This is a genomic window from Acinetobacter sp. 24-47-62 (assembly GCF_056779765.1).
In genome coordinates this window covers 1-24,591 of sequence record NZ_JBWYIN010000012.1, presented here as the reverse complement: position 1 = coordinate 24,591, position 24,591 = coordinate 1, and the positions used below count along the sequence as shown (strand labels likewise).

The following is a 24,591-nucleotide window of genomic DNA, read 5'->3' as shown; positions in this document are numbered from 1 at the left end:
ATTAGAAGGCGAGAAAAAATAATCAACGTCTACTTCTTGCAAGCCAAAGCCGCATTATGATGATTACCCATGTCCGATGCCCGATTAAATAAAAATAAATGACGTACCCCGTGTCAGGTCAAGGCTTTCAACATTTTTCGTTTGAAGAGCAGATTATTCTCCCTCAACAACTTGAATAAAAATCACTCTCAAATTTACTAAAATGCGTTCAGGACTGCTGAATAAGGAAAACTCACTTCCAGAAGCTGATTTAACTTAACTCATTCAAAGTGTGATTATTGTTTGAAGATATGATGCCGAACCATATAGCGCTAACAAAAAAAGAATATTGTTTAGGTGATCAATCAGATGAGTGCGTAATTATTATTTATACTCATCTCTGAATCAGATTCAGTCTTACAACTTTTGAGTAATCGCAAAAAAAAGACTCGGCCTTAAAAGTCCGAGTCAGGTTGTAGTCAAATATTGAACATTTTTTAAGAAAGATTTACTTTTTGAATACCATTTCTACCTGGGAAATCCTTGGCTAAAGATCGGGCATTAGGCATTTTTAACCATAATCTTAATAATTTTCTTCGCTTTGAGATGTCTTCATCATCTACAAATGACGATCGTGAATGCATTACACAATAGTTATTACAGAACTGCATATCACCCGGTTCAAGCATCATATCTAGTCTGAGATCAGGATCTTGTATGTACTGATCGAAAATATCAAGTGCATCGACTTGAACTCTGGATAAAGGGATTCCTTTTCGCTCATGCCCAAGTTCAATATAAGCTCTTAAATAGCGACAGCTTAATTTGTTTTCATAATAACTAAAAATTGGTGTCAAGGTAGGTTCTAGATCTCCCAAATGATCACAATATGTTGGATGATAATAATAACCAAGATATTCAGGATAATTTTCTAAAATTCTATTGTAGACTGTGGCAGCACTGACGAGACTACTCAATCCTCCACTCTTTGCTTTTCTAATTGATAGCAATCCAACTACGTCAGATAAGTCAGTGTGGTAAGGGAGATATGCGTTTGTTTCATAAACTCGCGTTGATTTGTTGTTAAGATCACCAACGTTTTCTACTTTACCCAATAAATCGCCTTTAGGATTTTGGGTAACGGGTTGACCCATATACATGCCAATTAAATAGTAAATAATCGCCAATTGGCGTTCACTAAATTTAGAGACATCTAAACCTTTTAATAGAAAGAAACCATATCCATTCTCAAGCTCATCGGCATATTTTTTAAATTCAGATAAAACTTGTGAATTATTAATCGTTAAATGCGTGTTATTCAATTGATCAATTTCTAGATCTTGTTGTTCTATCAATCGCAAATTTTGGCTTAATTCATGAAGCATTTCTTCGCTTAAATAATAAATCCAATCTGTCTGATTTTTTAGGTCTTTGCCCACCCATGCCGACTTATGACTGATTTTTTCTTTTAATATCGTATTCATCGCAATCTATCCCTGAACTAGTGTTTATTTTCCTGCATTTTTCGAACCATTGCATTAAAAAATTTATCTGCAAAAGCACTTTCTTGAATTAACATTTGAGTTAAGTCTGCACACTTCTGTTTTACGATATGATCTAATTCAACATCGTCACCACGCATTGAATCCGCTTGGCATTGTATTTCTGCGGCTCGTTGAACTGTCCAGAGTAGGAAAAAAGCTTTTTCAATCGTACTCTCTCCCACAGCTACACCATGATTTCTAAGTACCAGAATGTGATGATCACCTAAACTTTTGATCATTCTTTGTTTTTCTTCTTCGAATAGAGTAATGCCTTCAAAGGCGTGATAACCTACCCGCCCATATAACTGCGCACCATAAAAATTGTCATTTTTAAAGCCATCTTTCTTTTGTGCAATGGCACTGATTGGTGTGGTATGTGTATGTATTAAACATCGAATATCATCACGAGCACCATGAACAGCACTATGTAAAGCAAATCCTGCAGGATTGGCATCATATTCAGAATGAATCACTTTATTACCGTTTAAATCTACTTTTAATAAATTTTCGGGTGTGATTTCCGTATAGTTCAAGCCGAAAGGATTTACTAAATAATAGTGTTCAGCTCCTGGTAAGCGCGCTGAGACATGATTAAAAATTGTTTCCGTCCAACCAAAATAATCAATAAGGTGATAACAATTCGCTAATTTAACTCTGAGCGCCCATTCAGCTTCAGAGACATTCAATACATTATTTTTCATCTTCATTATTCCTTGTTCTGGCTTGTTCGCTTAAATAGACCGTTAATTCATATATAAGTTTGGATGTCGGCATCGGACATTCATAAGCATCTGCCAATTCAAATACAGCTTCTGCAATGGGTGCTAACTCTAAAGGGCGATGATTTTTGTAGTCATGCCACATTGATGTATATGTTTCCCCCATCTCTGAACCCAATTTTAAAAATGTGTTTGGGTCGATATTGATACGAGCGCCATAGCAAGCCGCAACAGCTCGAACTTCATATAAAATTTGTTGCGTAATTCGAGTTAAATTGTGATCAGCATAAATTTTACTTAGCGGAGCATCAGCCACAACCGATAATGGATTGGAGCTCAAGTTAGCCATAACCTTGGTCCAAATTTGATCTCGGATGTTCTCTACGCGTCGTGCTTCGATACTTGTATTTTCAAACAATTCAACAAGCGCATCTAATCGTTCAGTCATTTGATGAGTCGGCTCACCAAAGATCAACAAATATGGATTGTCTGATTTAACCTCATTTCCATTGACACTTTGCGCTGTAATAAATACGACAGCGCCAATTAAATGTTCTAATGGAAAATGGTCATTTAAAACGCCCTGTTGATCTAAACAATTTATGCTTGAATGTTCAGAGTTATTCTCTAAACCGTAAAAATACCAAAAGGGTATTCCATTCATTAACGGCACGATGACTGTCGCGTTATGCATATAACGCTTCAGCTGAGTTGAAATTTCATATAAAGCGTTAAACTTCGTTGCTATAAAGATAAAATCCTGTTTTTCAATGCATTCTTCAGTATCCACAATTCGAGATGGATGTACTTGAAATTCACCCAGTACATCTTTTAAATGAATCCCTTTTTGCTTTAGCTTTTCGACTTTTTCCCCTCGCGCTAGAACAGTGACTTGGTGTCCTGCTAGCGTTAATCTAGCAGCAACTACACAGCCTATGGCTCCAGCACCATATACCAAAATTTTTTTTGACATCCATTCAAATCCCTGAAAATCGTATGATTTGTTATGTTCTATATAGCTAATACGTCTTGATGCTTACTATTAATTCCTAAGTAACTTTCGATGATTCTTGGATCTTCAACTAAATCAGAGCCCCTTCCTTCCATTGATAGTTCTCCCATTTCAAGGACATAAGCATAATCTGCAAGTTTTAAAGCAGCTCTGGCATTCTGCTCAACTAACAAGATAGACACGCCATGTCCTCTTAATTGGTCAATGACCTTAAAAATTTCTCGAGTGATGAGTGGTGCTAATCCCAAACTCGGCTCATCAAGCATCAACAATTTAGGTTTAGCCATGAGTGCACGACCCACTGCAAGCATTTGTCGTTCACCACCAGAAAGTGTTCCTGCTTGCTGAGATCGTCTTTCTTTCAAACGAGGAAAAATGTCATACACTTCATCTAAAGTGCTGAAAATTTCTTTGTCTCTTTGGCGATAGCGTTGAAAAGCGCCAAGCATAAGATTGTCTTCAATAGACATTGTTCCAAATAACTCCCGTTTTTCAGGCACTAATCCGAGCCCATGAATGACCATTTGCTCAACCTGTGGACATTGCTCCACATGCCCATCGAAATCGACGTGTCCTTTAGAACCCAGCACCCCCATAATTGCAGACAATAAAGTTGTTTTACCCGCACCATTTGGACCAACAACAGAAACAATTTGGCCTTGATTAACACGCATATTAAAATTTGAAAGCGCTTCGACTTTTCCGTAAGCAACACTCAAATTATTTACTTCTAGCAGAGGCGTGCCCTCTTGATTTCCAAGCATTGTGATCATGCAGCACCTCCTAAATAAGCTTCCAATACAGCTTCATTTTTTTGAATTTCTTCTGGTAATCCTTCAGCAATTTTTTGACCGAACTCCATGACCACAATTCGGTCTGCGAGATTCATGACAAAGTCCATATCATGCTCGACCAAGAGAATCGCCATACCTTCAGCACGTAATTTGGCTAGAAGTTCAGCTAAGGCTTGTTTCTCTTTAAATCTTAATCCTGCTGCGGGCTCATCAAGTAGTAATAAGCTTGGGTTCGCACATAAAGCACGTGCAATTTCTAAAATACGTTGCTGCCCGAGTGCTAAACTGCCAGCTTCGACATACAAATATTCTCCAAGCCCTACACGTTCTAGTTGATATTTAGCCTCATTGAGAAGTTCATTTTCTTCAACTCGATCAAGAAGTAACATGGATGAGATGACACTTTTTTCTCCGCGCAAATGAGCACCTATGGCTGTATTTTCTAATACTGTCATTTCAGGCAAGATTTTTACGTGTTGGAATGTGCGACTTAATCCTAATTTGGCAATTTCTCTGGATGGTATGCCATTTATTTTTTTACCTTTAAATAAAACTTCACCGCTTGTTGGAACATCTACACCTGATATTTGATTGAACATGGTACTTTTACCAGCACCATTCGGACCAATTAAAGCGAGAACCTCTCCAGCGTGAATTTTCAGATTCATTTCATTGTTCGCAACTAAGCCACCAAATTTTTTCGTGATGTTCTTCGCATCTAATATCAATTCACCCTTGTTGATTTGATTGTCTGCTTTGTCCATTTGAGGAATGGGGTGGATTGAAGGATATAAATCTACAGGCTTATATTTATTTGGGATCAACTTAGTAATAAATGACCAAATCCCTGATGGTGCTTTTTGCATCAATACAACAATGATTAATCCAAATACGATTGTTTCATAATGACCTTGTCCGCCAAAAATAATAGGCAAAGCATCTTGCAACCATTGGCGTACCATGGTGAATATGCCTGCACCTAATATTGCACCCCAAATACTACCGACACCGCCTAACAACGCCATAAACAAGTAGTCGATACCCATTTGGAGTCCAAAAGGTGTCGGGTTAATAAAAGTTTGCGTGTGTGCATAAAGCCACCCTGAAATTGATGCAAAAATTGCAGCAATCACAAAGATGATCATTTTTGCTCTAAACGTATTTACTCCCATAGACTCAGCCATTACTTGTCCGCCTTTCAAAGCGCGGATTGCTCGACCCTCTCGAGAATTTAAAAGATTTTTTGTCAAAATAATGGCAATAAATACAATGAGCCAAATGAGGTAGAACATTTTATTGCCATTATCAAAGGCAAATCCTGCGATAGAGATAGAGGGAATATTCGAAATTCCAGAATGCCCACCTAAAGTTTCAATGGTCGAAAAGAAATAATAAAGTGAAATGCCCCAAGCGATCGTACCTAAAGGCAGATAATGCCCTGAAAGTTTTAGTGTTAAGCCACCCACCAAAATCGCAGATGCGACTGTAATGACTATTCCGAGCAGAAGTCCAAACCAAGGATTGCCTCCTGTCCATGCGAGGAAACTTGGTAATTGTTCAGTCACAGTTAAGTAAGCAGTTGCGTATGCGCCAATTCCAACTAAGGCTGCTTGACCAAATGTAGTCATGCCTCCAACGCCTGTCACCAATACAAGACCTAACACGACTAATGCATTTAGACCAATATAGTTCAATAAAGTGACTTGATAGGTCGGTAAAAAAAATGGGCTGATGAATACAATTAGCGCAAATATAAAGAAATAAGTTTTTGATTTCATTCTTCATCCTCCTCAACATGACGAGTTGTGAGTGATTTCCAAAGTAAGAAAGGAATAATTAATGTAAAGACGATGATTTCTTTGTAATCACTTGCCCAAAACATGGAGAAAGACTCAATAACACCAACAATCACGGCACCAATTGCTGCGACTGGGAAGCTGATTAGTCCTCCAATGATTGCCCCTACAAATCCCTTCAGACTTAAAATAAATCCTGAGTCGTAATACAGGGTTGTGATCGGTGCAATTAAAATGCCTGATAACGTTCCGATAAATGTAGCTAAAACAAAAGTCAGTTTGCCCGCAAAGATTGGAGAAATACCCATGAGCTGTGCACCGACTCGATTGACAGCAGTTGCATGCAAAGCCTTACCATAGAGTGTTTTTTCAAAGAAATACCAAAGCACTAAAATCATCACAAAGAATGAAACGATAATGATCAAAGTTTGACTGCTTAAAACAAGAGTCCCAATCTCAAAGCTTTTGTCACTAAACGGTTGTGTTTGAGCACCATTTGGACCGAATATCACGAGTCCTAAACCGACTAATGCCACATGAACCGCTATCGACACGATCAATAAAACTAAAGGTTTGGCTGCCACTAAAGGTTGAAAAAAAGTGCGATACATTTGAGGACCAAGCGGTGTAATCACAGCCAAAGTCAATAAAACTTGAATTGGCATTGGAAGCGTCGCTAAAGGTAGTGTGTACATCGCGATAACGATCAAAGAAATATAAATCAATGACGCAATAAAAATTTTGATATTAAATATTTGATTTTTAAAAAATTTAGCGTATAAATCCAGACTTGTATTGACAATAAAAAACGCAACGACCAGCCAAACTATTAAGCTTGGAATACCTGCTTGAATGGATGCCAAAGTCAATGCACCAAATACAGCAAATTCACCCAATGGAATAAGTAATATCCGAGTGACAGTAAAAACTAAAATGATACATAGCGCTAATAATGCATAAATAGCACCACTGGTAATACCATCCTGCCCCAAAATTAACGCGATATTTAAATCCATAACATCTTCCTACCCTTTTTTGAGGATGAATTTACCTAGAGCGATATATGCATATCGCTCTGAGTTCATTTATGAAAAGCTAAATTTACTTCAGTAGTTTCCACTGACCATTTTTAACAATGATCATTTCACGCCCACGCTTGTCAAATCCACTATGATCAGATGGGCTCATGTTATACACGCCTTGAGTTCCTGCGACTTCTTTTGTAGATTCCAATGCATCACGTAGAGCTTCACGGAATTGCACGGTGCCAGGCTTTGCTTTTTTCAAAGCAGTCGGTACAGCTTTTTCAAGCAAAATACCTGCGTCATACACATTTGCCCCGAAGGTTGCAGGTGTTTGTTTATATTTTGCTTTATAATCATTGATATATTTAGTAGCAATTTTCTTAGAAGGATGTGTATTAGATACTTCATTTAAAACAAGCATTAAACTGGCAGCTAAAATCGTATTTTCTACTTTCTTGCCACCCATTTTTAAATATTGATCTAAAGCCGCACCATGCGTTTGATAAATTTGCCCTCGATAGCCTCGATCATATAAAGCAGTTTGTGGAGGCACTGCTGAACTGCCTGGTGCTGCAACTAGAATTGCCTGTGTTTTTTTACTTATGAGTTTTAACGCTTGACCAGTTAGAGAGGTGTCTTGACGTTGAAATGATTCTTGAGCAACGATTTTAATCCCATTTTTCTTTGCTAAATTCGCTAAGACTTTTCCCCAGTTTTCTCCATACGGATCAGCAGTACCGATAAATCCTAGAGTTGTAATTTTTCGCTTCACCATATCTTGCACAAGCGCTTCTGCGATGATTTCATCATTCTGAGTGGTCTTAAACACCCATTTTTTTTGATCCGTCATTGGCATTACAATCGAGGAAGTACCAACAGGTGCAAGAAGAGGTACTTTCGCTTTAGCAATTGTCCCTATCACTGCAGAAGCATTTGGTGAACCAGAAGGACCAATAATTGCATCAACTTTATTTTCTTTAATTAGTTTCTCGACAGCTTTGACAGATGCTGTAGGATCACTCGCATCATCAAGAGAAATATATCGAACATTTTCATTACCAATTTTTTTAGGTAATAAAGCAACTGTATTTTTTTGTGGTATACCTACCATTGCTACAGGTCCGGATGATGATGTCACAACTCCAATCGTGATATCAGCTTGAGCATAAGTGGCAATTGCGATTAAGCTTGTTGATAATAATAATTTTTTAAACATCATATAATCTCCAGTTTGTCCATTAACTGTTTATGTAATTAGAATTTATAGCTATATGTAGTAATGATTCGATTTTCAACAAAATCATTACCATTGGTTGTTCCTGCACCATATTTAGTAGTCGTGTCGATATACCTCCATTCTATACCCAACCCTTTAAAAGACCCTTCTGGAACGGTATAGCCGACAATGAAATTAGCTTCAGTTTCTTTATTATCTGGTAGGCCATTACGCTCTATGTTCGTACCATATAAATAACGCAAAGTCGTTCTTAAACCCGGCAAACCAACATTTTTAAAGTCATAAGAATAAAGTGCATGATAAGTAAGTTCTTCAGGTTTGATGAAACCTAAAGTTGACCAAGTATGTAGGAAAGGTTGAGGAGCGAATCCATCAAATGTTGGAAAATTGGTATCCCCGGAATTTTTTTGAACACCTGCAGCAAAACTATGTGAGCCATTTTGAATGTTGGCCTGAACGCCAAATGTTTTGCTATCTATGTTTCCATAGTATTTGTCACCAGCTTCACTGTTATGGAAATAACGTGCATCTAATTTGATTTTAGAGTCGCCAATTTGAGTGTTATATGCTGCATTTAAATAATGTTGGTTATAAATATCTTCGAGCTGACCAAACCAGTAAGAGCCTGAAATTTTAGGGCTAAAATTATAGTCTAAACCAACATAACTTAAACCATTACTTTCTATTCTTGCTTTACCTGGTGCAAACAAGCTTAGTTTTTCAAACTCATCATCATTACGCGCGTTTATATGAGTGATTCTTCCAGCTGAAAATTTTAAATTTTGAATCGCTTTCGTTTCAAATGCCGCACCAGCATATGTTGTCACCAACTGACGTGAATCATCAATAAATGCAACAGGTGTTCTTGGCGAAAGTTCCCCAACTAATAGCTCAGAATCTTTATATTTCAGCTTTAAGGTTGCACCAAATTTATTATAACTACGTTCTTGCTCATTTTTTATGAGATCAAATGGTAAGATCGAATCAGACCTTTCAGCATTATGATTTGATAATCTTAGTGCGTAACTTGAAGTCACGTCAAAACCCACCTGAACGGGTGTATTGGTATAACCTGAACTAAACTTTAGACCTAATGCTTGTGACCAACTACCAACATCAGGCTGTGTTGTGTTATTTCGATCAATAAAGAAATTTCTTAAATTTATTGTCGTTTGACTATCTTTTACCAAGTCCGCATAAACTGCTGTATTACAGCAAATTGCTAGTATTGCAAATGTAGGTAACTTTTTCACTCAACTTCCCCTTAGTTTTTTACTGATTTTCTCACTCAACCCTGTTTAATTTTTTCTATTCAGCTATATGAAATTTCATATATTCAACCCAATTCTTTTCCAATTCCATAGAAAATTCAATTTTCTTTTAAGTATATTTATATACCTTAATTAATAATTAAATCCCTTTTAAATCTTCATAGATTGAAAAAAGGCCAAATGATCTAACATTTAGCCCAATTTGATTTAATGAATACCCGCAATATCTTTTAGAATGGTGATAAAGGTATTCTTTTCTTGGTCACTGTATTTTGCAAATACTTCATTTTGATGCTCATCAGCTATATCAAATAAATAATGTGCGGTTTTTTTACCTTTATCCGTTAATTGGTAGAATTCTTCTGTTTCGACTAGTAGCTCATCCTTCTTAAGGATTTCCGCTGCTCTTTCTATTTCTCGCATAGGCATTGCTATATCACGTGGTAAATCATCTTTGCATGAACTTGCACCACTGCCTAGCACTAAAAGCATTCGAGCTTCACTCGTTCTAAAACCTGTGACTAATTGCTTTGGGATGTAATCATTTTGATAAAACTTGAATGCTCGACTCATGAGATAGGCAACATTATTATATAAGTTACCTTGATATAGTTGACCCAAATCATCAGTTTGGACCGGATTTGAATCTTTAATTCTTAACATTGGGTGTGGTGTTACTGCTGAGTACGCACCCTGGTGATATACTAATGGACTACGACCTTCATCTTGAAAATTAACGACCTTTCCAATAATAATCCAGTGATCCCCGCCTTCTACAATTTGAAATAATTCACATTCAAAAACAGCAGAGCAATTTTCCAGAACTGGAGCATTACCTACACCCAAACGGTAGTTTGCTCCTTCGAATTTATCAATATTGCGTTTAGCAAATTTATTCGATACCTCGATTTGTGATCCAGATAAAATATTGACTGCAAAATGACTAGAGTTTTTAAAAACTTCAAAACTGGTCGATTTTTTATCAATACTCCACAAGATTAAAGGTGGGTCTAATGAAACTGAGTTAAAACTATTGGCAGTTACACCCACTTTTTCACCTTGCGCATTTTGCGCTGTAATAATAGTAACCCCAGTTGCAAAATTACCGAGTGCTCTGCGGAATTTCATCGGATCAATAGCTTGTTCTTCCGATTTTTGATAACTATTCATTCCCTTCTCCTGAATCCCAAAATGACCTTCCATGATGGCAATTCAACTATTAAATATCTAAAACTAATCTCGGTGTTTTTGATCGAGAACAACACACTAAAATCTGCTCATTACTTTCTTTTTCTTCGTCAGTAAAGTAGACGTCTCGATGATCGGGTTCGCCTTCAAGCACATCACACATACACGTTCCACAAACGCCCTGTTCGCACGATAACTCGACTTTAATCCCTTCTCGCGCTAAAGCTTGCAGAATAGTTTCCTCTGGAGCTACTTGAATCGTTTTACCACTTTGTTGTGCAACAACTTCAAAACTAGCGCCACCTAAATCAATATCTACCTGAAAATATTCTTTATGTAATTGATCGGAACTAAAACCCTTAGACTCAGCAAGATTAATAATCCAATCCATAAATCCATTAGGACCACAGGTATATAAATGTGAATCTTTGGCAATATCTTTCATTGCGTGATCAAAAAATTCACGATGATTTGCACCATCATCTTTAAAATGGAAAGTTGTATAACTCGCTAAGGGACCTTGCTTGATTTCATCTACAAATGCAGCGGTTTGTTTAGAGGCTGCACAATAATGCAATTCAAATGACTTATTCTTATTCAATAAATCATAAGCCATGGTAATTAACGGTGTAATCCCAATACCACCACCAACTAAAACGCTGTGAGATGCATCTAACAATTGGAACAAATTTTTAGGATGGCTGACTTGTAGTTGCATCCCTTCAGAGATGTCATTAAACGCCGACAGTGATCCCCCTCTTGATGCTTCGTCTTTTAAGATCCCTAATCGAAAAACACCTTTTAAACTAGGATCTTGACATAGAGAATACTGACGGATTAAACCATTAGGCAGGAATAGATCGATATGTGATCCAGCTTCAATTTCAGGTAATGGAGACTCGGTTGCTGAAATTAAATCTAATACAACAACATTTTCCGCTTCTACTGATCTTTTATTTACTATTACGGAGTATTTTTCGTTCATAGTTTTCCCCTTTATGACTAAGCCAATGCTTAGCGCATAAATAGTCCTCCGTTAATATCCCATGTTGCTCCTGTCACAAAAGCTGCTTGTGGGGATGCTAACAAAGCACAAGTTTCAGCGATAAAACTCATACTGCCTAAAGCCTTAACAGGAATGTTATTGATAAACGCTTCCATTTTTTCATCTGAAACAACGCTGTGTACTATTGGAGACTCCATTGGTCCTGGTGCTACGGCATTTACCGTCACACCTTTAGCGGCAAATTCTTTTGCAAAAATTTTAGTCAAAGTTACGATTGCCCCTTTTGAAGCTGCATAATGCGCTCCCGTTGCAGTACCACCATTCTGACCAGCCAATGAAGCCATATTGATAATTCGTCCAAATCCTTTAGATGCCATATATTGACCAATAATTTGGCATGACTGAAATGTTCCTCGTTGGTTGACTTGTGTCACCCAATCAAAATCACTCGCAGTGATTTCAAGGACAGGAGTTGCTTTAGTTACTGTGGCGTTATTGATTAAAACATCCAACTTGTTGAAATGAGTTTCAATCCAACTCACTGCTTCTCTAAAGTCCTGCTCTACTGATATATCCAGTTTTAAGGGATACATTTGCGATGGATACTGACTCGCAGCTTTAGCACTTTCCGCTTTTTCTAAGGTACTTGCAGTTAAAATAACTTGATGCCCTTGTTCAGCAAAATATTCAGCAATCACATTACCTAAACCAGAGGCAGCACCAGTAACCAAAACAACTTGTGACATGGTCACCTCCTATAGAATGTAACTGATACCAGCTAAGGTATCTGTCGAATTGACTAGATTGATAATTTTACGGTCTATTTTGAGTTCGCCATTCTCTTGACGTATTAGCTCATAAATCACATCAGCAGTGTAATGACGCAAATTTTCTTTGCGAAACTCTCTTAAATTTTGTGCACAGCGTAAAATTATCTTGTGATCAGTTTCTTCAATAATTCGCACACGTGACAGGCTGCGAACAGTATTGGCCTTGGGAGCTGTCGAGATTGCTTCACCATTTTCTAAACGCTCTACACGTAATTGACGCATGTGGTGATTGTCATATGCATAGTTCAAATGGTTTTCGTAATCTGTCAATGATGGGTCTATTGGAATGATGTACTTACCATTTTCATTCCATAAACTTAACCATGCTTGATACTCTGAATGATCTAACATGTCAGCTTCAGCCCAAATGAATGCTGTAACTTCGTTCAAAAGATTTAAATTAATTTTCATGCTCTTCCCCTTAAGCCGTCATCAACTTTTTCCATTGTTGGTAAGCGCCACGCATGCCTGTTTCAGCACTCACGTCACTCTTCAGACCATCTTCAGTTTTGACTTCTCCTGGTAAACCACGGTTCAACATGATCCAAAGATCATTGCCCGCATTTGCACCATGCTGTACACGCTCCCAAGCTTCCGCATCATCTGGCGTACCAAAACCGAAAGGACCTTGGAAATGTTCATGTAGACGTAGGCGATATTGGTTGGCAATTTGTGGTCCACCATCCATCGTAATCACTGAGTGGTGAATTTCAGTTTTATCTACCGCTAATGGTTGCATTACACGGAAGAACGCCATAGAACATGCAATGTTAGGGAAAATATTTAAGTTAAAGCCCGAACCACCGACAGCACGGCAAATTCGACGAACTTCAAGTTCCTCATGACCTTCTTCACGTAGCGCTTGGGCAAGTTCTTCAAAACGCTCTTGGATTGGTCGCTCCATCAACTCTTCATCAAGATCTACCAGTTCTGGAATCATCACCATCACGCTGTGACCATTTCCTAGATCTTCAACATAGCCTGGTTGATTTTCAAAGTTGAAAAGCTCTTCTGTTTTTTCGTCTACAGAACTTAAGAATGATTTATGAACTAATGGGAAATGATACGCGTCAGTTGTATTTTCCAACTGAATCTTCCAGTTACCTGGGAATGTAAAACGATGTTCACCTAATACTTTGACTGGATAACCTGCGCCTTGCTTCATGAATAGATCAATCCACTTTTTCGCAGCACCTAAAAAGTCTTCTAATGGCTCAATATCGTCTTTGAAAGTCGCAAAGATCATGCCGTTATATTCTTCTACACGTAAGCTGATCAGTGGAAATTCAGATTTATCTAAACATTCGCCATAACTTTCAGGTGAAGGAACGCCACGCAATGTACCATCCAAAGCGTAACTCCAACCATGATATGGACATACAAAGCTATTTGTTTTGCCTTTTTTATGCTCACAAACTGTAGCAGCACGATGGCGACAGCGGTTGAGTAAAACGTGGACTTTTTTCTTGCGATCTCGTACAGCAACTACAGGTTGTTTACCAATATTAATCGTTTTATAACTACCAGCATCTGGAATTTCACTTGCATGAGCAACCCAAACCCAAGTGCTGTAGAAAATTTTTTCCATTTCATCTTCAAAGATTTGTGCATCTTTATATAAAGAGGTATGCACTCGGTCACTTTGAACTAATTCATTGTAATCAATTTCAATATTTTGAACTGGTATTGCACTATTCATCATGTATTCCCTTATAACTGTTTATGCAACTCAACCGACTTAATTTGATTGCGGTACTGGTAACTCATCATCACTAGTCCAATGCGTTACTGGTCGACTGAAAATATTTTCTGTTTGGAAGTGTTTGATTTTCCAAATGCCATTATTTTGTTGCTTAAAACGGATTGTCAGTTTGGCTGCATTCAAGTGGCTTGCACCCGTTTTGAAAGTTGATGTTTGCAACATCAACCAGTGACCAACAGCCACATCACCCTCAATATAAATTTGTTCAGAATTCACAAAATGTGCATTCATAACAAAATGCGAGTCCTTCAGCGTGTATGTTTTAAACATGTCATATACTGCCTGCCAAGACTCAAGCCGACCAAATGACTGGGCGTATTTTTTCCCTACCCCCTCCCAAATACACTCACGATCAAATAAATCCATCAGCGCTTCTAAATTTGTGTTTTGATTAAGTTCATCACAAATTTCCATATAGCGATTTAGGCAATTACGAATTTGATTCTGCGCTTCCAACTGTTGAAGACGTTGAAGAATGCTTTTGAGTTCATTAGAGTCGACCATATCGATATCCTTATCGTTGAATAATTAATTCACGACCAACTCTTGCTTCAACTTTGCAATACTTCCAAAGTTTATATGGACCTTCTCCGACCACAGTCGTACGGAATAAGTTACATGCAGCATGAACTGTTTCAATATCAGGTACATCAGCCAATAAATAGGTTGTCCAAGGCCAACCCGTACTTGCACCTACCATGCTTTGATCATCATCTAAGTTGCCGTATACATGCACGCCAGGTAAATCATGGATACCATTCCACATTTCACCAAATGCTGCCCACACTGCTTTTGCTTCTGCTGGCTCTGCATCAAAAAAGTTTTGGTTAATCCCCATACAGAACAATACGCGTAATGATTTTTTAGCTTCCATTTCGATTTCCTTCTTTTCGGTCATTTATAAATATCCAGGTGTCGGATTAAGCCCAAAGCTCATCGCACCAGCATTTTGTAAAGTTGCATCACCCATAAATGCATGCTGTGTCACGACATTCGTGTCATTCACAAAGCGACTAAATGGATGGTTGGTATAAATGGCAGTCATGCCAGCTAACATTTGCATTTTGCGTGTGACCTTTGCACAGACTCTTGCAGCATGTGTACAAGATAGACGCATATCACTAATTAAATGTGGTTCAGGTTTTCGTCCGTTGAGTACTTCTTCCCATACAATATCCATGGTGTTGTAGAACCATGTTCTTGCAGCTAGGAACTCAGCTTCAGCTTTCGCAAATTCGTACTGAGTGATAGGTCGATTAGCAATTTCTGCACCTCCAGTAATCGACGACTTACCTGGAGCTAATTTTCTAAATTCTTCCAATGACGCCGAGGCTACGCCAATTCCGACTACGGTAAGGACTTGAGTCGCCAAAGAGAGGGATGGATATTTGAAAAATGGTTCGCTGAGTTTAGATGGCTCACCCCGAACAAAAGTCCAATGCTCAGGTACAAGTACATTATCGACAATGAGATCGTGACTACCTGTGCCTTTTAAACCTACTGTATCCCACGTCATTTCAATTTTAGCTTTATGCGCTGGTAAAACAGCCATACGTGGTAAGCCATGAGATTCATTATCTTTGATCGGGGCAATGCCTACACCAACGATATCTGCACCTTTACAACCACTTGAGAATTTCCAACGACCTTTTACAACTAAACCCTCATCGGTCACTTGAGCAGCTTGCGGTGGAAAAATTCCACCAGCAAAAACGATATCTGGACCTTTTTTATAAAGTTCAGAAAGTGTCTCTTCAGGTAAACTCCCAAGATAAGCTGGGCTCATACCAAAACTTGCAACCCAACCTACTGATCCATCTGCTTTAGAGAGCCTTTCAATAAGTTCACAAAACGTACGCGGTGAAACCTCATCACCACCGAAACGTTTAGGAACTAAAGCACGATATACCCCAATTGATTTCAGTTTTTGAATAATGTCTTGACTCACGTATGCTTGTTCGTCAAATTCACCTGAACACGCTCGCTGTCTAATCTCTTGACATAATTCTTCAAGATCAATCAAGCTCTCTGTTTGATCTTTGGCTAAATTGCTCATTTGCCACCTCCTTGTGAATGCTTCGTAATATCGACAATGTGTTGTGCAATAGCACACAATTTTTCATCTTCACCATGCTTAGCAATTAATTGCATACCGACAGGTAAGCCATTTGATGTTTCATATGGAATCGTAAGCGCTGGATGGCCCGATAGATTGAATGGTCGCACGAGCTTAGTTAAATTGAGGAAAGCAACAGTATTTTCAGCTTCGTCTAATTTAGGTGGAAATTGAGGTAGTGTCGGCAGTATCAAAACATCAACATTGTTGAGTAAATCATTGATCTGCTCTGTGAATTGAGTTCTTATTAATTCAGCATTTTCTACATCTTGTTGAGTGGTTTCAGATGCTTTTAATAAACGCTGCTGAACATCATTGGCTAGAAGTCCAGTTTGAGTAAGATCATGATATGCACCCCAAGTTTCGTAATTAATGATCGACATACCTGCTTGATATGCCTCATCAATATTGTCTATGAATAGATTTTTTTGAGGTAAATCAATTTTTGTTAACTCAGCATCTAAGACACGCCAAATTTCAGATTCCGCTTCGACACGTAATATTCCTAATTGAATCTGCTGTAGATCGATTTGGATTTCGTTAAATGTAGGATCAATGATCTGCATAGCAAGAATCAGATTGTTGATATCTGATGCGAATGGTCCGACGCAGTCTAAAGTGGTATCTTTTGGCCAAACACCATCACGACTTACACGACCAAATGAAGGTTTTAATCCATACACTCCACAGCAAGCGGCTGGCATACGAATTGAGCCACCAGTATCCGTACCAATACTGAAGTCTGCTAGACCTGCCGCAATAGCTGCAGCCGAACCACTGGAAGAGCCTCCTGGAATAAGTTGCGGATATTTAACATTTAATGGTGTTCCGAAGTTTTTGTTTATTCCAGTTATACCGAATGCAAGTTCATGAAGATGAGTTTTTCCAATAATTTTGCAATCACTGCTGAGTATATTTTTTATAATTTCAGCATGTGAAAATGCAGGGCATGCTCCACTGCGCGCCTGAGTTCCAAGTGTCGTCACTTCATTTTGTATATCAATTGAGTCTTTAACCACGACTCTAATTTTTCCATCTCCTAAAGAGAGACTTCTAGATATAATATTCAATTCACTTTTCCATGTATTTTTATACTCAACATCAATATCTGAAAAATTAATGTATTTGTCAAGTTATTTTGAAATAAAATAATCTTTGTCTTTTTTCTTGTATAATCAATTATATTTTTTTAAGTTTAATTGCTGCTCATGTTAAAAAATTTTGAAAATTATTTGCCAAATAACGATCCCAAAAGTTTGGAAAATTTCCCATTTTTTTGGATATCTCAAGTTAATGGTAAGTATTCCCAATTGATTGATAAATCTTTAAAAAAAATAGGTCTCGATAATACAAAAAGAAAAATCATTTTGAGTACAAATGCTCTCGGTGAAGCCAATATCACTGAAATAGCAAATTTAGCAACAATCAAATTAACAACTGCAACTAAGGCAATCTATAGATTAGTCGAAGAAGGTATAGTTGAAGTTTTCTCATCCCCTCATGATGAAAGGATTTCTATGGTGAAGCTCACTGAAAAAGGATATGGTCTTGTGGATGAAATTAATCAGATCAATCGTGTTACTTTAGCTGGTATATTAAATTCTTTTGATGAACAAGAACTTGAGTCACTAAATTTACAATTAAAGAAAATATTCAATTTAATGCCAAATAGGTAAAAAGACTAAAATCTTTTTACCTACTAACGCTTATTTCATAATTTCATATTGTGGAATAAGCTGATTAAATCGCAAATTTTCAGCGAATTTTGATATGACATTTAGTTTATATTGATAAATATCCATGCTTTCATATTTGTAAAAACCTGATAGTTCTCTAATACCATTTCTATTTTCCCTCATATTTTTTTTGATAATATCAGGGGCTTTGTAACGCTCACCAAGTTCTTCTCTCAAATACTCAGAAGCATGATACAAAATATCTCCTCCACCCCAATCGATAAACTCTAGCATACCTAACACTGAAAAACGCAAACCAAAACCTGTACGAATCGCTTTATCAATATCCTCAGCACTTGCTACGTTTTCTTCAACCATTCTCGCTGCTTCATTCATTGCCAATGCTTGAATTCTTGGAACAATGTATCCAGCAACTGCATTACAAATCACAGGGACTTTACCAATTGCCTCAAGTAATGTTTTTAGTTTTTCTACTGCTATATCAGCAGTATGCTCAGATCGGCTTAGCTCAACTAAAGGCATTAAATATCCAGGATTAAGCCAATGCGCATTAACAATACGTTCTGGATGAGAAATTAATTTTGCTATATCAGTGACCAAAAAGGTCGAAGTCGTTGATGCCACAATACAGTTTTTAGAAATTAAGGGTTCCAACCACCGAAAACAATGTTGTTTATGAGTCATTATTTCAGGTACACCTTCAATAATTAATTCACAATTTTTCCAATCAATAGTTTGATTATCTTTGAAATAGAAATGAATTCTTTCTTTTAATACTTTACATTGATCATTCACTAACATCCCGATATGTTCTAAGAGATGCAACTCTTGGTCGAGGCTGTCATTCCATTTTTGCAGAAATTCATTTTTTTCTGCTGGGTTTCGATCTTTTACGTCTACAAGTGCAATCTCAATTCCTGCATATGCGAATGCGATCGCAATCGCATTACCCATTCTGCCTGCACCTACAATAATAATATTTTTAATCATGCAGATTGCTCTCCGGAGTTCAACAGGTGTTTTAATTGTTGCTGTGTTAAATCAAATAACCCTAAATTTTCAAGAGTGCGACCCTCACTATACAAATCCCTATCAGTAATTGATGATGCGATATTCAGAAGCCCTTCAGCAATCGGCGTTTTGACTCCAACATACTTACCAACCGATACAATAAATGACAGGCCTAATCGTGTGTCTTCGAGCATATACCGATGTGAATGTAAATCTATTTTCTCGCGCCAATCGCCACTGTCAGTCAACTTACCATGTGCCCCCCTACCATACATCCACTCATCTCCTTCACCCTCTTTATTGTAATGATCTGCGAGTGGGAAATGCTGTTTCGAGTATCCCAATGCTTCACGAATATTCATTCGCTCTTGATCTAATAAGCTCGTTACTCTCCTCACTGAAGGTTGAGTACCTTCATTATGAATATCCCATACATCAAAATGTTCTAAAGGTGCAGCATTGAGCATAATTAATGGAGGATGAATAATGGGTCCTGCATTCATTAAAGCTCCACTCAAAGCATCCTCTATAGGCTCGATGCTGTCATAAGCTTGCTTTAATACTCTAATAGCATGATCTTTTAATTTTGCTGGATAGACCCCAGTAGGCAATCGCGTCGCATATACACTAATCACGATAGAATTCGGACTATGTTTTCTTACTAAATATGGCAAAGTACCCGTTTCAGCAAAAGCCACGTCAGACTTATTTCCAACTTTAAGCATTGCTTGAGCAAATAGGTATGTTCCAAAAGTACCTGGGGGTAAAAATACGACTTGACCAGATGTTAAGTAGGGTGCTATTTCAATCGATAAATCTTCATGGCTTGTTGCGGGTAAAGGAATAATAATCAATTCAGCGTTTTCAATAGCTTTGGATAAATCAGTTTCAAGTTGGATTTTTTGATGTTCATCCCCAACAGATACTGTTCTAGTGCCACGAAAGTCTTTTACAGTAAGCTCACCATATTTCGCTAATTCTTTTAGTGAATCTCGATCTCTTCGCCATAATTTAACTTCGTGATTTTTTTCCGCCATTTCCACTGCTGATGCATAACATCCATGTCCACCGCCAAGAACTGTGATTTTCATTTTCTTCCCTTACATATTTATTGTGTATTGTGATAGTAGGAAAGATTCTTCCTTTTACTCGCGTCAAAAAGCGGTGCTGCTATTCGAATTACGAATTTATTTCTATTAATTTGTTTTGTTTCACGGTTTCTGAAGGCGTGCATCCATAACGTTTTTTATAAAGCCGAGTAAAGTGTCCAAAACTTCTTACACCATGAGCATTGAAGATATCAATTATAGGCTGATCAACCTGAGTGTGTTTAAGTTCTTGATGAACTCGGTCCAATTTGATTGATGTCATGAAACTGAGAGGCGTTTGGTTCAAATAAGTATTAAATCCCTTTTGAAGCGTTCTTACCGAGACTTTTACAAGCCTCGCAACTTCCTCAATCGAGATTGCTTCCATATAATGTTGCTCAATCAAATGAGCTGCATTTTTAATATAACTTGGGATGAGTTGATTTTTTTTATCTGCGATTCGTTCACTGAAATTATGTGGAATTTTGATCAATAATAACTCAGTCAAATATGAACTAAAGCTATCAGAAATTTGCCACCAGTTTTCAATGTTTGAATATGCAAAGCATAAGTAGTTCAGTGTTTCTAAAATTGAAATTCTTTCTTCAGACGTATAGGAAATGCCACTATCGAAAATAAGATTTTTTTGAGGGATATATCCCAACAAGCGATATAAAACAGTGTTAATCAACTCATGATCAATTTTTAATATAATATTTCTACATTTGGCTTTGAGTTCAATTCTATTTTCAAAATGAGGATGAGAAACTGTAAGTAATCCAGGACGTTGTTGATAAGTTGAATGATCATATTTGACTTTACATTCCCCTTCCAAATTAAATCTAAACAGATAACTTTGACACTCAGCACCAAAACTAATTTGAACTGGAGCGTTGTAACTTAATTCAAATAGTGCAACTTGACCAAATGAAAACCCACTTAATTTTACTTCTAAAGATTCATCATTCAATACTTCAAATTGATGAGGGCACAAGTATTGTCCTATCACATCTCTAATCTGAAAATAATCTTTTGAAGACAATAAGTTGAATTTCTTTAAAAGTTTCAGATTCGATAAATACATGATAGGTGTACCCTCATTATTTTATTCAGACATGATTTATTTAGACTCAACTTGCAAACTATTTTCGAAGGCTTTACAACCCACTTTCAATAATACAAAGCAGATTATGCATGATATTGCACCAACAATAGATATCGATGAACCGACCATTAAAGGATTTTCAAAAAAACGATCCGTAATTAAAGCCACTAATGTGGTACCAATACCTAAAGCAATCAAATTACTGATGAGTAAAAAGATAGATGAGATTTGGGCACGTAATTGATTTGGCGAAAGCATTTGCATTGCTGTTGTTGAGATCGGCATTGGGAAAGAAGCAAAAAACATTGCAACAACCAACAATGTAACTGATAGCCATAATGCATTAACTTGTGAAAACAAAATCATTGGAATAATCAGACCTACAATTCCAATCACCCCCACAAACATAGGCGAATCTTTTCTGCCTTTTTGAATAAAATAATCATTCATCCAACCAGCCGAAAATACACCCAAAGTATTTGAAATCAGCAACACGGCACCCAACATATAACCCACTTCAGTAGCTGTCATATTGTAATGTCGTATGTAAAATGCAGGTGTCCAGCTAATTAAGCAAAACAATGCCATGGCATAAAAAGTAAATCCCAAATAATGACATGTAAATGTTTTTTTATGCTTTTTCAAAAATTTAAAAGTATCACTAAGCTTTACTTTTACCACGTTCCCCTGCGCATCGACCATTTGCCCTTTACGCTTAGGATCTTTAACAGTTAAAAGTACCAATATGCCAATAATGACTCCTGGTAAACCTACTAAAATAAACGCCACTTGCCATGCCTTTAACATTCCAAATAAGGGTACAGCAATAAGAGACATGTCCTTGAGTAATCCAATGACAAAACCACCTACTAAGAATGCGATTCCCCCACCAACAAAAGATCCAATCGAATAAATAGCGACAGCTCGACCCAATTTATCTTTTGCAAACATATCACTAAACATTGAATAGGCTGCAGGTGACAAAGCAGCTTCACCAATTCCTACGCCCATTCTGCTCAAAAACAACTGGATAAAGTTCTTACTTAAACCACATAAAGCTGTTGCAATGCTCCAAAATACAATCCCGGCAGCAATTAATTTTGGTCTTGAGAATCGATCTGCGATATAAGCCAATGGAAGACCCATGAATGCGTAAAATAAAGAAAAAGCTAGTCCATGGAGTAGACTGAATTGCGTGTCTGTTAAATTCAAATCTGCTTTTATCGGTTCAATCATCAAAGCCAAAATTTGACGATCGATAAAAGAAAATATATATGCAACCATGCAAAGTATTACAACATACCAAGCATAAATATCCTTTTTTTTTGCATCATTACTCTTTAACTCGGAAATTTTTTCCATCGAAATCATCCTAAATATTTTATAGATCAGCGCTATCCCTATGACAAATCCATGCCAATTTATGCTGATTTATAAAATTAATATCATTTTTAACATTATTATTCTATTTATTTTTCCATTAAATATTACATATAAATAGATATTTTATATTAATCTAATCATAAAAATTATTTCATGCTCTTCAATTCGTCTAGATAATCTAATATTTGTTTGATGTATTCATTATTATCGATACTTCTATAGGCAACTGTAATTGGACTTTCAGCCTCATTATCTAGAATTGGTATAAATTTCAAATTTTTCATACCTATAGAGCATGCACTCTTTGGAATAATACACCCCCCCTCACCAGATGACACCATTCCCAATGCCATATGGATTTCTCTCGTCTCGATCAGATTTTGGGGAATTAAGTCAAGTTCAGAGAATATTCCTTGAACAAAAGTTGAGAAGTTTGGTTTAGGAGTATTTGGATATATATAAATATGTTCGTTGACCAATTGTGATAAATGTACTTCCTTAACATTTTGGGTCACTAATGTATGATCTTTGTGCACTGCTAAAAAAAGTTGCTCTCTTTCGATCACTATTCTTTTTATTGAAGGATCACTAATTCCTAATCGACCAAACCCAATATCAATTTTTCCCAATTTCAAAGCTTCTACCTGGTCTCTGGTTCCGCATTCCACTAATTCAACTTTTATATTTGCAATATGCTTTCTTAAATAATCAATGATCTCAGGTAATTTCCAATAAAAAAGCGAACCAACATACCCAATTCGTACCGTAGTATCTGTCACTTTATATCGATTTACCATCGATTTAGCATGTGCTGTTAAGGTCAGTATCTGTACAGCATATTGGTAAAAAAATTCTCCAACTTCAGTTGTTTTGATCGGTCTCATGCCTCTTTCAAATAATACGACACCTAACTCTGACTCTAAGTTTTTGATTTGTCGTGTAAGTGGTGGTTGTGCGATACATAATTTTTCAGCAGCTTTTGTAATACTTTTTTCTTCGACCACAGTAGCAAAATACTTTAATGTTCTTAATTCCATTGAAATTTCCTCAATCCATACTTTTTTAGTATTTTAATATACTACTTAACCTCTATTTTCAATACTTTATTTCAAATAAGGTATTTAGCATATATTAATGGAATATATTGCTGCATGTACAAAAATATTGAAACCTTGCTCGTTGAAATCCCGACGATCCGCCCACACAAGATGGCGGTCGCAACGATGCAAACTCAAACCTTAGTCCTCATTAAAATCGAAACTTCGGATGGTTTCATTGGTTGGGGCGAAGCAACCACCATCGGTGGCTTAGGCTATGGTGAAGAAAGCCCTGAAAGTATCAAGACCAATATCGATACTTATTTTGCTCCACTACTCAAAACTTTTACTGATCTCAACGTTGCTCAAATTATGCAAGTGTTGAAGAAGAATATTAATGGCAACCGTTTTGCAAAATGTGCCATTCAAACTGCTTTACTCGATATTCAAGCTCAACGTTTAGGCTTGCCTCTGTCTGAAGTGTTAGGTGGCCGTCTGCGTGACAGCGTCCCTGTACTTTGGGTGTTGGCTTCTGGTGATACGGATAAAGATATCGCTGAAGCAAAAAAGATGATCGAAGCCAAGCGTCATAACTTCTTTAAATTAAAAATTGGTTCTCGTGCTGTAGAAGCAGATGTTGAGCATGTTCTCACCATCAAAAAAGCGTTAGGCGCTGATATTTCTATCCGTGTCGATGTGAACCGTGCTTGGTCTGAGTTAGAAGCGATCAAAGGTATTCAACTGCTGCAAGATGGTGGTGTGGATCTAATTGAACAGCCATGTGCGATTGACAATATTGATGCCATGGAGCGTTTAACTCGTCGTTTTGATATTGCCATTATGGCGGATGAGTCATTGATGGGTCCAAGTACAGCTTATCGTTTAGCGAAGCGTAATGCCGCTTCTGTGTTTGCTGTAAAAGTTGCTCAGTCTGGTGGCCTACTCGAAGGTCGTGATGTAGCAACCATTGCAAACCTCGCTGGTGTAGATC

24 protein-coding genes are annotated in these 24,591 nt (G+C 37.2%); 2 read left to right on the top strand and 22 right to left on the bottom strand.

Annotated elements, in window-relative coordinates:
- Positions 1-476: 476 nt before the first annotated feature.
- From AC1M87_RS10550 to AC1M87_RS10470, 17 genes are all read right to left on the bottom strand, one after another.
- Positions 477-1,463 (bottom strand): TauD/TfdA family dioxygenase, encoded by a 987-nt coding sequence (locus AC1M87_RS10550; RefSeq protein WP_481593659.1) that lies wholly within the window; start codon positions 1,461-1,463, stop codon positions 477-479.
- Positions 1,464-1,480: 17 nt separating this feature from the next.
- Positions 1,481-2,224 carry a class II aldolase/adducin family protein gene (locus tag AC1M87_RS10545; RefSeq protein ID WP_228143120.1) on the bottom strand — a complete coding sequence of 248 codons (744 nt, stop codon included), beginning with the start codon at positions 2,222-2,224 and terminating at the stop codon, positions 1,481-1,483.
- Complete coding sequence (locus tag AC1M87_RS10540) at positions 2,214-3,215, bottom strand: ketopantoate reductase family protein (RefSeq protein WP_481593658.1); 1,002 nt, start codon at positions 3,213-3,215, stop codon at positions 2,214-2,216. The genes AC1M87_RS10545 and AC1M87_RS10540 overlap by 11 nt, the downstream gene beginning before the upstream one ends.
- A gap of 38 nt (positions 3,216-3,253) precedes the next feature.
- Positions 3,254-4,027 carry an ABC transporter ATP-binding protein gene (locus AC1M87_RS10535; RefSeq protein WP_481593657.1) on the bottom strand — a complete coding sequence of 258 codons (774 nt, stop codon included), beginning with the start codon at positions 4,025-4,027 and terminating at the stop codon, positions 3,254-3,256.
- Complete coding sequence (locus tag AC1M87_RS10530; RefSeq protein WP_481593656.1) at positions 4,024-5,826, bottom strand: branched-chain amino acid ABC transporter ATP-binding protein/permease; 1,803 nt, start codon at positions 5,824-5,826, stop codon at positions 4,024-4,026. The genes AC1M87_RS10535 and AC1M87_RS10530 overlap by 4 nt, the downstream gene beginning before the upstream one ends.
- Entirely contained in the window at positions 5,823-6,860 is a 1,038-nt protein-coding gene (locus AC1M87_RS10525; protein WP_035266350.1) for a branched-chain amino acid ABC transporter permease, read from the bottom strand. Before AC1M87_RS10525 ends, AC1M87_RS10530 begins: the two co-directional genes overlap by 4 nt.
- Before the next feature lie 85 nt (positions 6,861-6,945).
- Positions 6,946-8,088, bottom strand: a complete 1,143-nt coding sequence (locus AC1M87_RS10520) for an ABC transporter substrate-binding protein (RefSeq protein WP_481593655.1) — start codon at positions 8,086-8,088, stop codon at positions 6,946-6,948.
- Positions 8,089-8,123: 35 nt separating this feature from the next.
- Positions 8,124-9,359, bottom strand: coding sequence for an OprD family outer membrane porin (locus tag AC1M87_RS10515; protein WP_481593654.1), 1,236 nt, complete (start codon positions 9,357-9,359; stop codon positions 8,124-8,126).
- A 225-nt stretch (positions 9,360-9,584) separates the two neighbouring features.
- The gene (locus tag AC1M87_RS10510; RefSeq protein ID WP_180028234.1) at positions 9,585-10,547 is read right to left on the bottom strand and encodes a p-hydroxyphenylacetate 3-hydroxylase reductase component; all 963 of its coding nucleotides are present in this window, start codon (positions 10,545-10,547) and stop codon (positions 9,585-9,587) included.
- Between the two features lie 49 nt (positions 10,548-10,596).
- Positions 10,597-11,550, bottom strand: a complete 954-nt coding sequence (locus AC1M87_RS10505; RefSeq protein ID WP_481593653.1) for a PDR/VanB family oxidoreductase — start codon at positions 11,548-11,550, stop codon at positions 10,597-10,599.
- A gap of 29 nt (positions 11,551-11,579) precedes the next feature.
- Positions 11,580-12,317: an SDR family NAD(P)-dependent oxidoreductase gene (locus tag AC1M87_RS10500; protein ID WP_092767689.1), complete on the bottom strand. Its 738-nt coding sequence runs from the start codon at positions 12,315-12,317 to the stop codon at positions 11,580-11,582.
- 9 nt (positions 12,318-12,326) lie between these two features.
- A complete protein-coding gene (locus tag AC1M87_RS10495; protein WP_481590755.1) occupies positions 12,327-12,812 on the bottom strand; it encodes an aromatic-ring-hydroxylating dioxygenase subunit beta in 486 nt (161 codons plus the stop codon).
- A 10-nt stretch (positions 12,813-12,822) separates the two neighbouring features.
- The gene (locus AC1M87_RS10490) at positions 12,823-14,100 is read right to left on the bottom strand and encodes an aromatic ring-hydroxylating oxygenase subunit alpha (RefSeq protein WP_035266339.1); all 1,278 of its coding nucleotides are present in this window, start codon (positions 14,098-14,100) and stop codon (positions 12,823-12,825) included.
- Between the two features lie 39 nt (positions 14,101-14,139).
- A complete protein-coding gene (locus AC1M87_RS10485) occupies positions 14,140-14,667 on the bottom strand; it encodes a nuclear transport factor 2 family protein (RefSeq protein ID WP_092767685.1) in 528 nt (175 codons plus the stop codon).
- 10 nt (positions 14,668-14,677) lie between these two features.
- A complete protein-coding gene (locus AC1M87_RS10480) occupies positions 14,678-15,037 on the bottom strand; it encodes a hypothetical protein (protein ID WP_035266405.1) in 360 nt (119 codons plus the stop codon).
- A 24-nt stretch (positions 15,038-15,061) separates the two neighbouring features.
- A complete protein-coding gene (locus tag AC1M87_RS10475) occupies positions 15,062-16,219 on the bottom strand; it encodes an acyl-CoA dehydrogenase family protein (protein ID WP_180000396.1) in 1,158 nt (385 codons plus the stop codon).
- A complete protein-coding gene (locus tag AC1M87_RS10470) occupies positions 16,216-17,349 on the bottom strand; it encodes an amidase (RefSeq protein ID WP_481593652.1) in 1,134 nt (377 codons plus the stop codon). Before AC1M87_RS10470 ends, AC1M87_RS10475 begins: the two co-directional genes overlap by 4 nt.
- 138 nt (positions 17,350-17,487) lie before the next feature.
- Here AC1M87_RS10470 and AC1M87_RS10465 point away from each other — a divergent pair, with 138 nt between their 5' ends.
- Positions 17,488-17,955, top strand: coding sequence for a MarR family winged helix-turn-helix transcriptional regulator (locus tag AC1M87_RS10465; RefSeq protein WP_092767678.1), 468 nt, complete (start codon positions 17,488-17,490; stop codon positions 17,953-17,955).
- Positions 17,956-17,985: 30 nt separating this feature from the next.
- Here the strand turns inward: AC1M87_RS10465 and AC1M87_RS10460 are convergent, their stop codons facing one another.
- From AC1M87_RS10460 to AC1M87_RS10440, 5 genes are all read right to left on the bottom strand, one after another.
- Positions 17,986-18,972, bottom strand: coding sequence for a 3-hydroxybutyryl-CoA dehydrogenase (locus tag AC1M87_RS10460; RefSeq protein WP_481593705.1), 987 nt, complete (start codon positions 18,970-18,972; stop codon positions 17,986-17,988).
- Positions 18,963-20,078: an NAD/NADP octopine/nopaline dehydrogenase family protein gene (locus tag AC1M87_RS10455; protein ID WP_481593651.1), complete on the bottom strand. Its 1,116-nt coding sequence runs from the start codon at positions 20,076-20,078 to the stop codon at positions 18,963-18,965. Before AC1M87_RS10455 ends, AC1M87_RS10460 begins: the two co-directional genes overlap by 10 nt.
- An 88-nt stretch (positions 20,079-20,166) precedes the next feature.
- Positions 20,167-21,159 carry a helix-turn-helix transcriptional regulator gene (locus tag AC1M87_RS10450; RefSeq protein ID WP_481593650.1) on the bottom strand — a complete coding sequence of 331 codons (993 nt, stop codon included), beginning with the start codon at positions 21,157-21,159 and terminating at the stop codon, positions 20,167-20,169.
- Positions 21,160-21,195: 36 nt separating this feature from the next.
- Entirely contained in the window at positions 21,196-22,542 is a 1,347-nt protein-coding gene (locus AC1M87_RS10445) for a spinster family MFS transporter (protein ID WP_481593649.1), read from the bottom strand.
- Positions 22,543-22,709: 167 nt separating this feature from the next.
- Positions 22,710-23,600 carry a LysR substrate-binding domain-containing protein gene (locus AC1M87_RS10440; protein ID WP_481593648.1) on the bottom strand — a complete coding sequence of 297 codons (891 nt, stop codon included), beginning with the start codon at positions 23,598-23,600 and terminating at the stop codon, positions 22,710-22,712.
- Positions 23,601-23,714: 114 nt separating this feature from the next.
- On the opposite strand from AC1M87_RS10440, the gene AC1M87_RS10435 reads away from it, so the two are divergent.
- A partial coding sequence (locus AC1M87_RS10435; protein WP_481593647.1) for a muconate/chloromuconate family cycloisomerase occupies positions 23,715-24,591 on the top strand: 877 nt, incomplete at its 3' end.

What these genes read in the sequence shown, in the direction of transcription:
- AC1M87_RS10440 (WP_481593648.1), bottom strand. Translation starts at nt 23,600, where the DNA reads ATGGAATTAAGAACATTAAAGTATTTTGCTACTGTGGTCGAAGAAAAA.
- AC1M87_RS10535 (WP_481593657.1), bottom strand. Translation starts at nt 4,027, where the DNA reads ATGATCACAATGCTTGGAAATCAAGAGGGCACGCCTCTGCTAGAAGTA.
- AC1M87_RS10550 (WP_481593659.1), bottom strand. Translation starts at nt 1,463, where the DNA reads ATGAATACGATATTAAAAGAAAAAATCAGTCATAAGTCGGCATGGGTG.
- AC1M87_RS10510 (WP_180028234.1), bottom strand. Translation starts at nt 10,547, where the DNA reads ATGAATAGTTATCAAAAATCGGAAGAACAAGCTATTGATCCGATGAAA.
- AC1M87_RS10450 (WP_481593650.1), bottom strand. Translation starts at nt 21,159, where the DNA reads ATGTATTTATCGAATCTGAAACTTTTAAAGAAATTCAACTTATTGTCT.
- AC1M87_RS10500 (WP_092767689.1), bottom strand. Translation starts at nt 12,317, where the DNA reads ATGTCACAAGTTGTTTTGGTTACTGGTGCTGCCTCTGGTTTAGGTAAT.
- AC1M87_RS10445 (WP_481593649.1), bottom strand. Translation starts at nt 22,542, where the DNA reads ATGGAAAAAATTTCCGAGTTAAAGAGTAATGATGCAAAAAAAAAGGAT.
- AC1M87_RS10540 (WP_481593658.1), bottom strand. Translation starts at nt 3,215, where the DNA reads ATGTCAAAAAAAATTTTGGTATATGGTGCTGGAGCCATAGGCTGTGTA.
- AC1M87_RS10480 (WP_035266405.1), bottom strand. Translation starts at nt 15,037, where the DNA reads ATGGAAGCTAAAAAATCATTACGCGTATTGTTCTGTATGGGGATTAAC.
- AC1M87_RS10475 (WP_180000396.1), bottom strand. Translation starts at nt 16,219, where the DNA reads ATGAGCAATTTAGCCAAAGATCAAACAGAGAGCTTGATTGATCTTGAA.
- AC1M87_RS10525 (WP_035266350.1), bottom strand. Translation starts at nt 6,860, where the DNA reads ATGGATTTAAATATCGCGTTAATTTTGGGGCAGGATGGTATTACCAGT.
- AC1M87_RS10455 (WP_481593651.1), bottom strand. Translation starts at nt 20,078, where the DNA reads ATGAAAATCACAGTTCTTGGCGGTGGACATGGATGTTATGCATCAGCA.
- AC1M87_RS10530 (WP_481593656.1), bottom strand. Translation starts at nt 5,826, where the DNA reads ATGAAATCAAAAACTTATTTCTTTATATTTGCGCTAATTGTATTCATC.
- AC1M87_RS10490 (WP_035266339.1), bottom strand. Translation starts at nt 14,100, where the DNA reads ATGAATAGTGCAATACCAGTTCAAAATATTGAAATTGATTACAATGAA.
- AC1M87_RS10520 (WP_481593655.1), bottom strand. Translation starts at nt 8,088, where the DNA reads ATGATGTTTAAAAAATTATTATTATCAACAAGCTTAATCGCAATTGCC.
- AC1M87_RS10495 (WP_481590755.1), bottom strand. Translation starts at nt 12,812, where the DNA reads ATGAAAATTAATTTAAATCTTTTGAACGAAGTTACAGCATTCATTTGG.
- AC1M87_RS10545 (WP_228143120.1), bottom strand. Translation starts at nt 2,224, where the DNA reads ATGAAAAATAATGTATTGAATGTCTCTGAAGCTGAATGGGCGCTCAGA.
- AC1M87_RS10505 (WP_481593653.1), bottom strand. Translation starts at nt 11,550, where the DNA reads ATGAACGAAAAATACTCCGTAATAGTAAATAAAAGATCAGTAGAAGCG.
- AC1M87_RS10485 (WP_092767685.1), bottom strand. Translation starts at nt 14,667, where the DNA reads ATGGTCGACTCTAATGAACTCAAAAGCATTCTTCAACGTCTTCAACAG.
- AC1M87_RS10465 (WP_092767678.1), top strand. Translation starts at nt 17,488, where the DNA reads ATGTTAAAAAATTTTGAAAATTATTTGCCAAATAACGATCCCAAAAGT.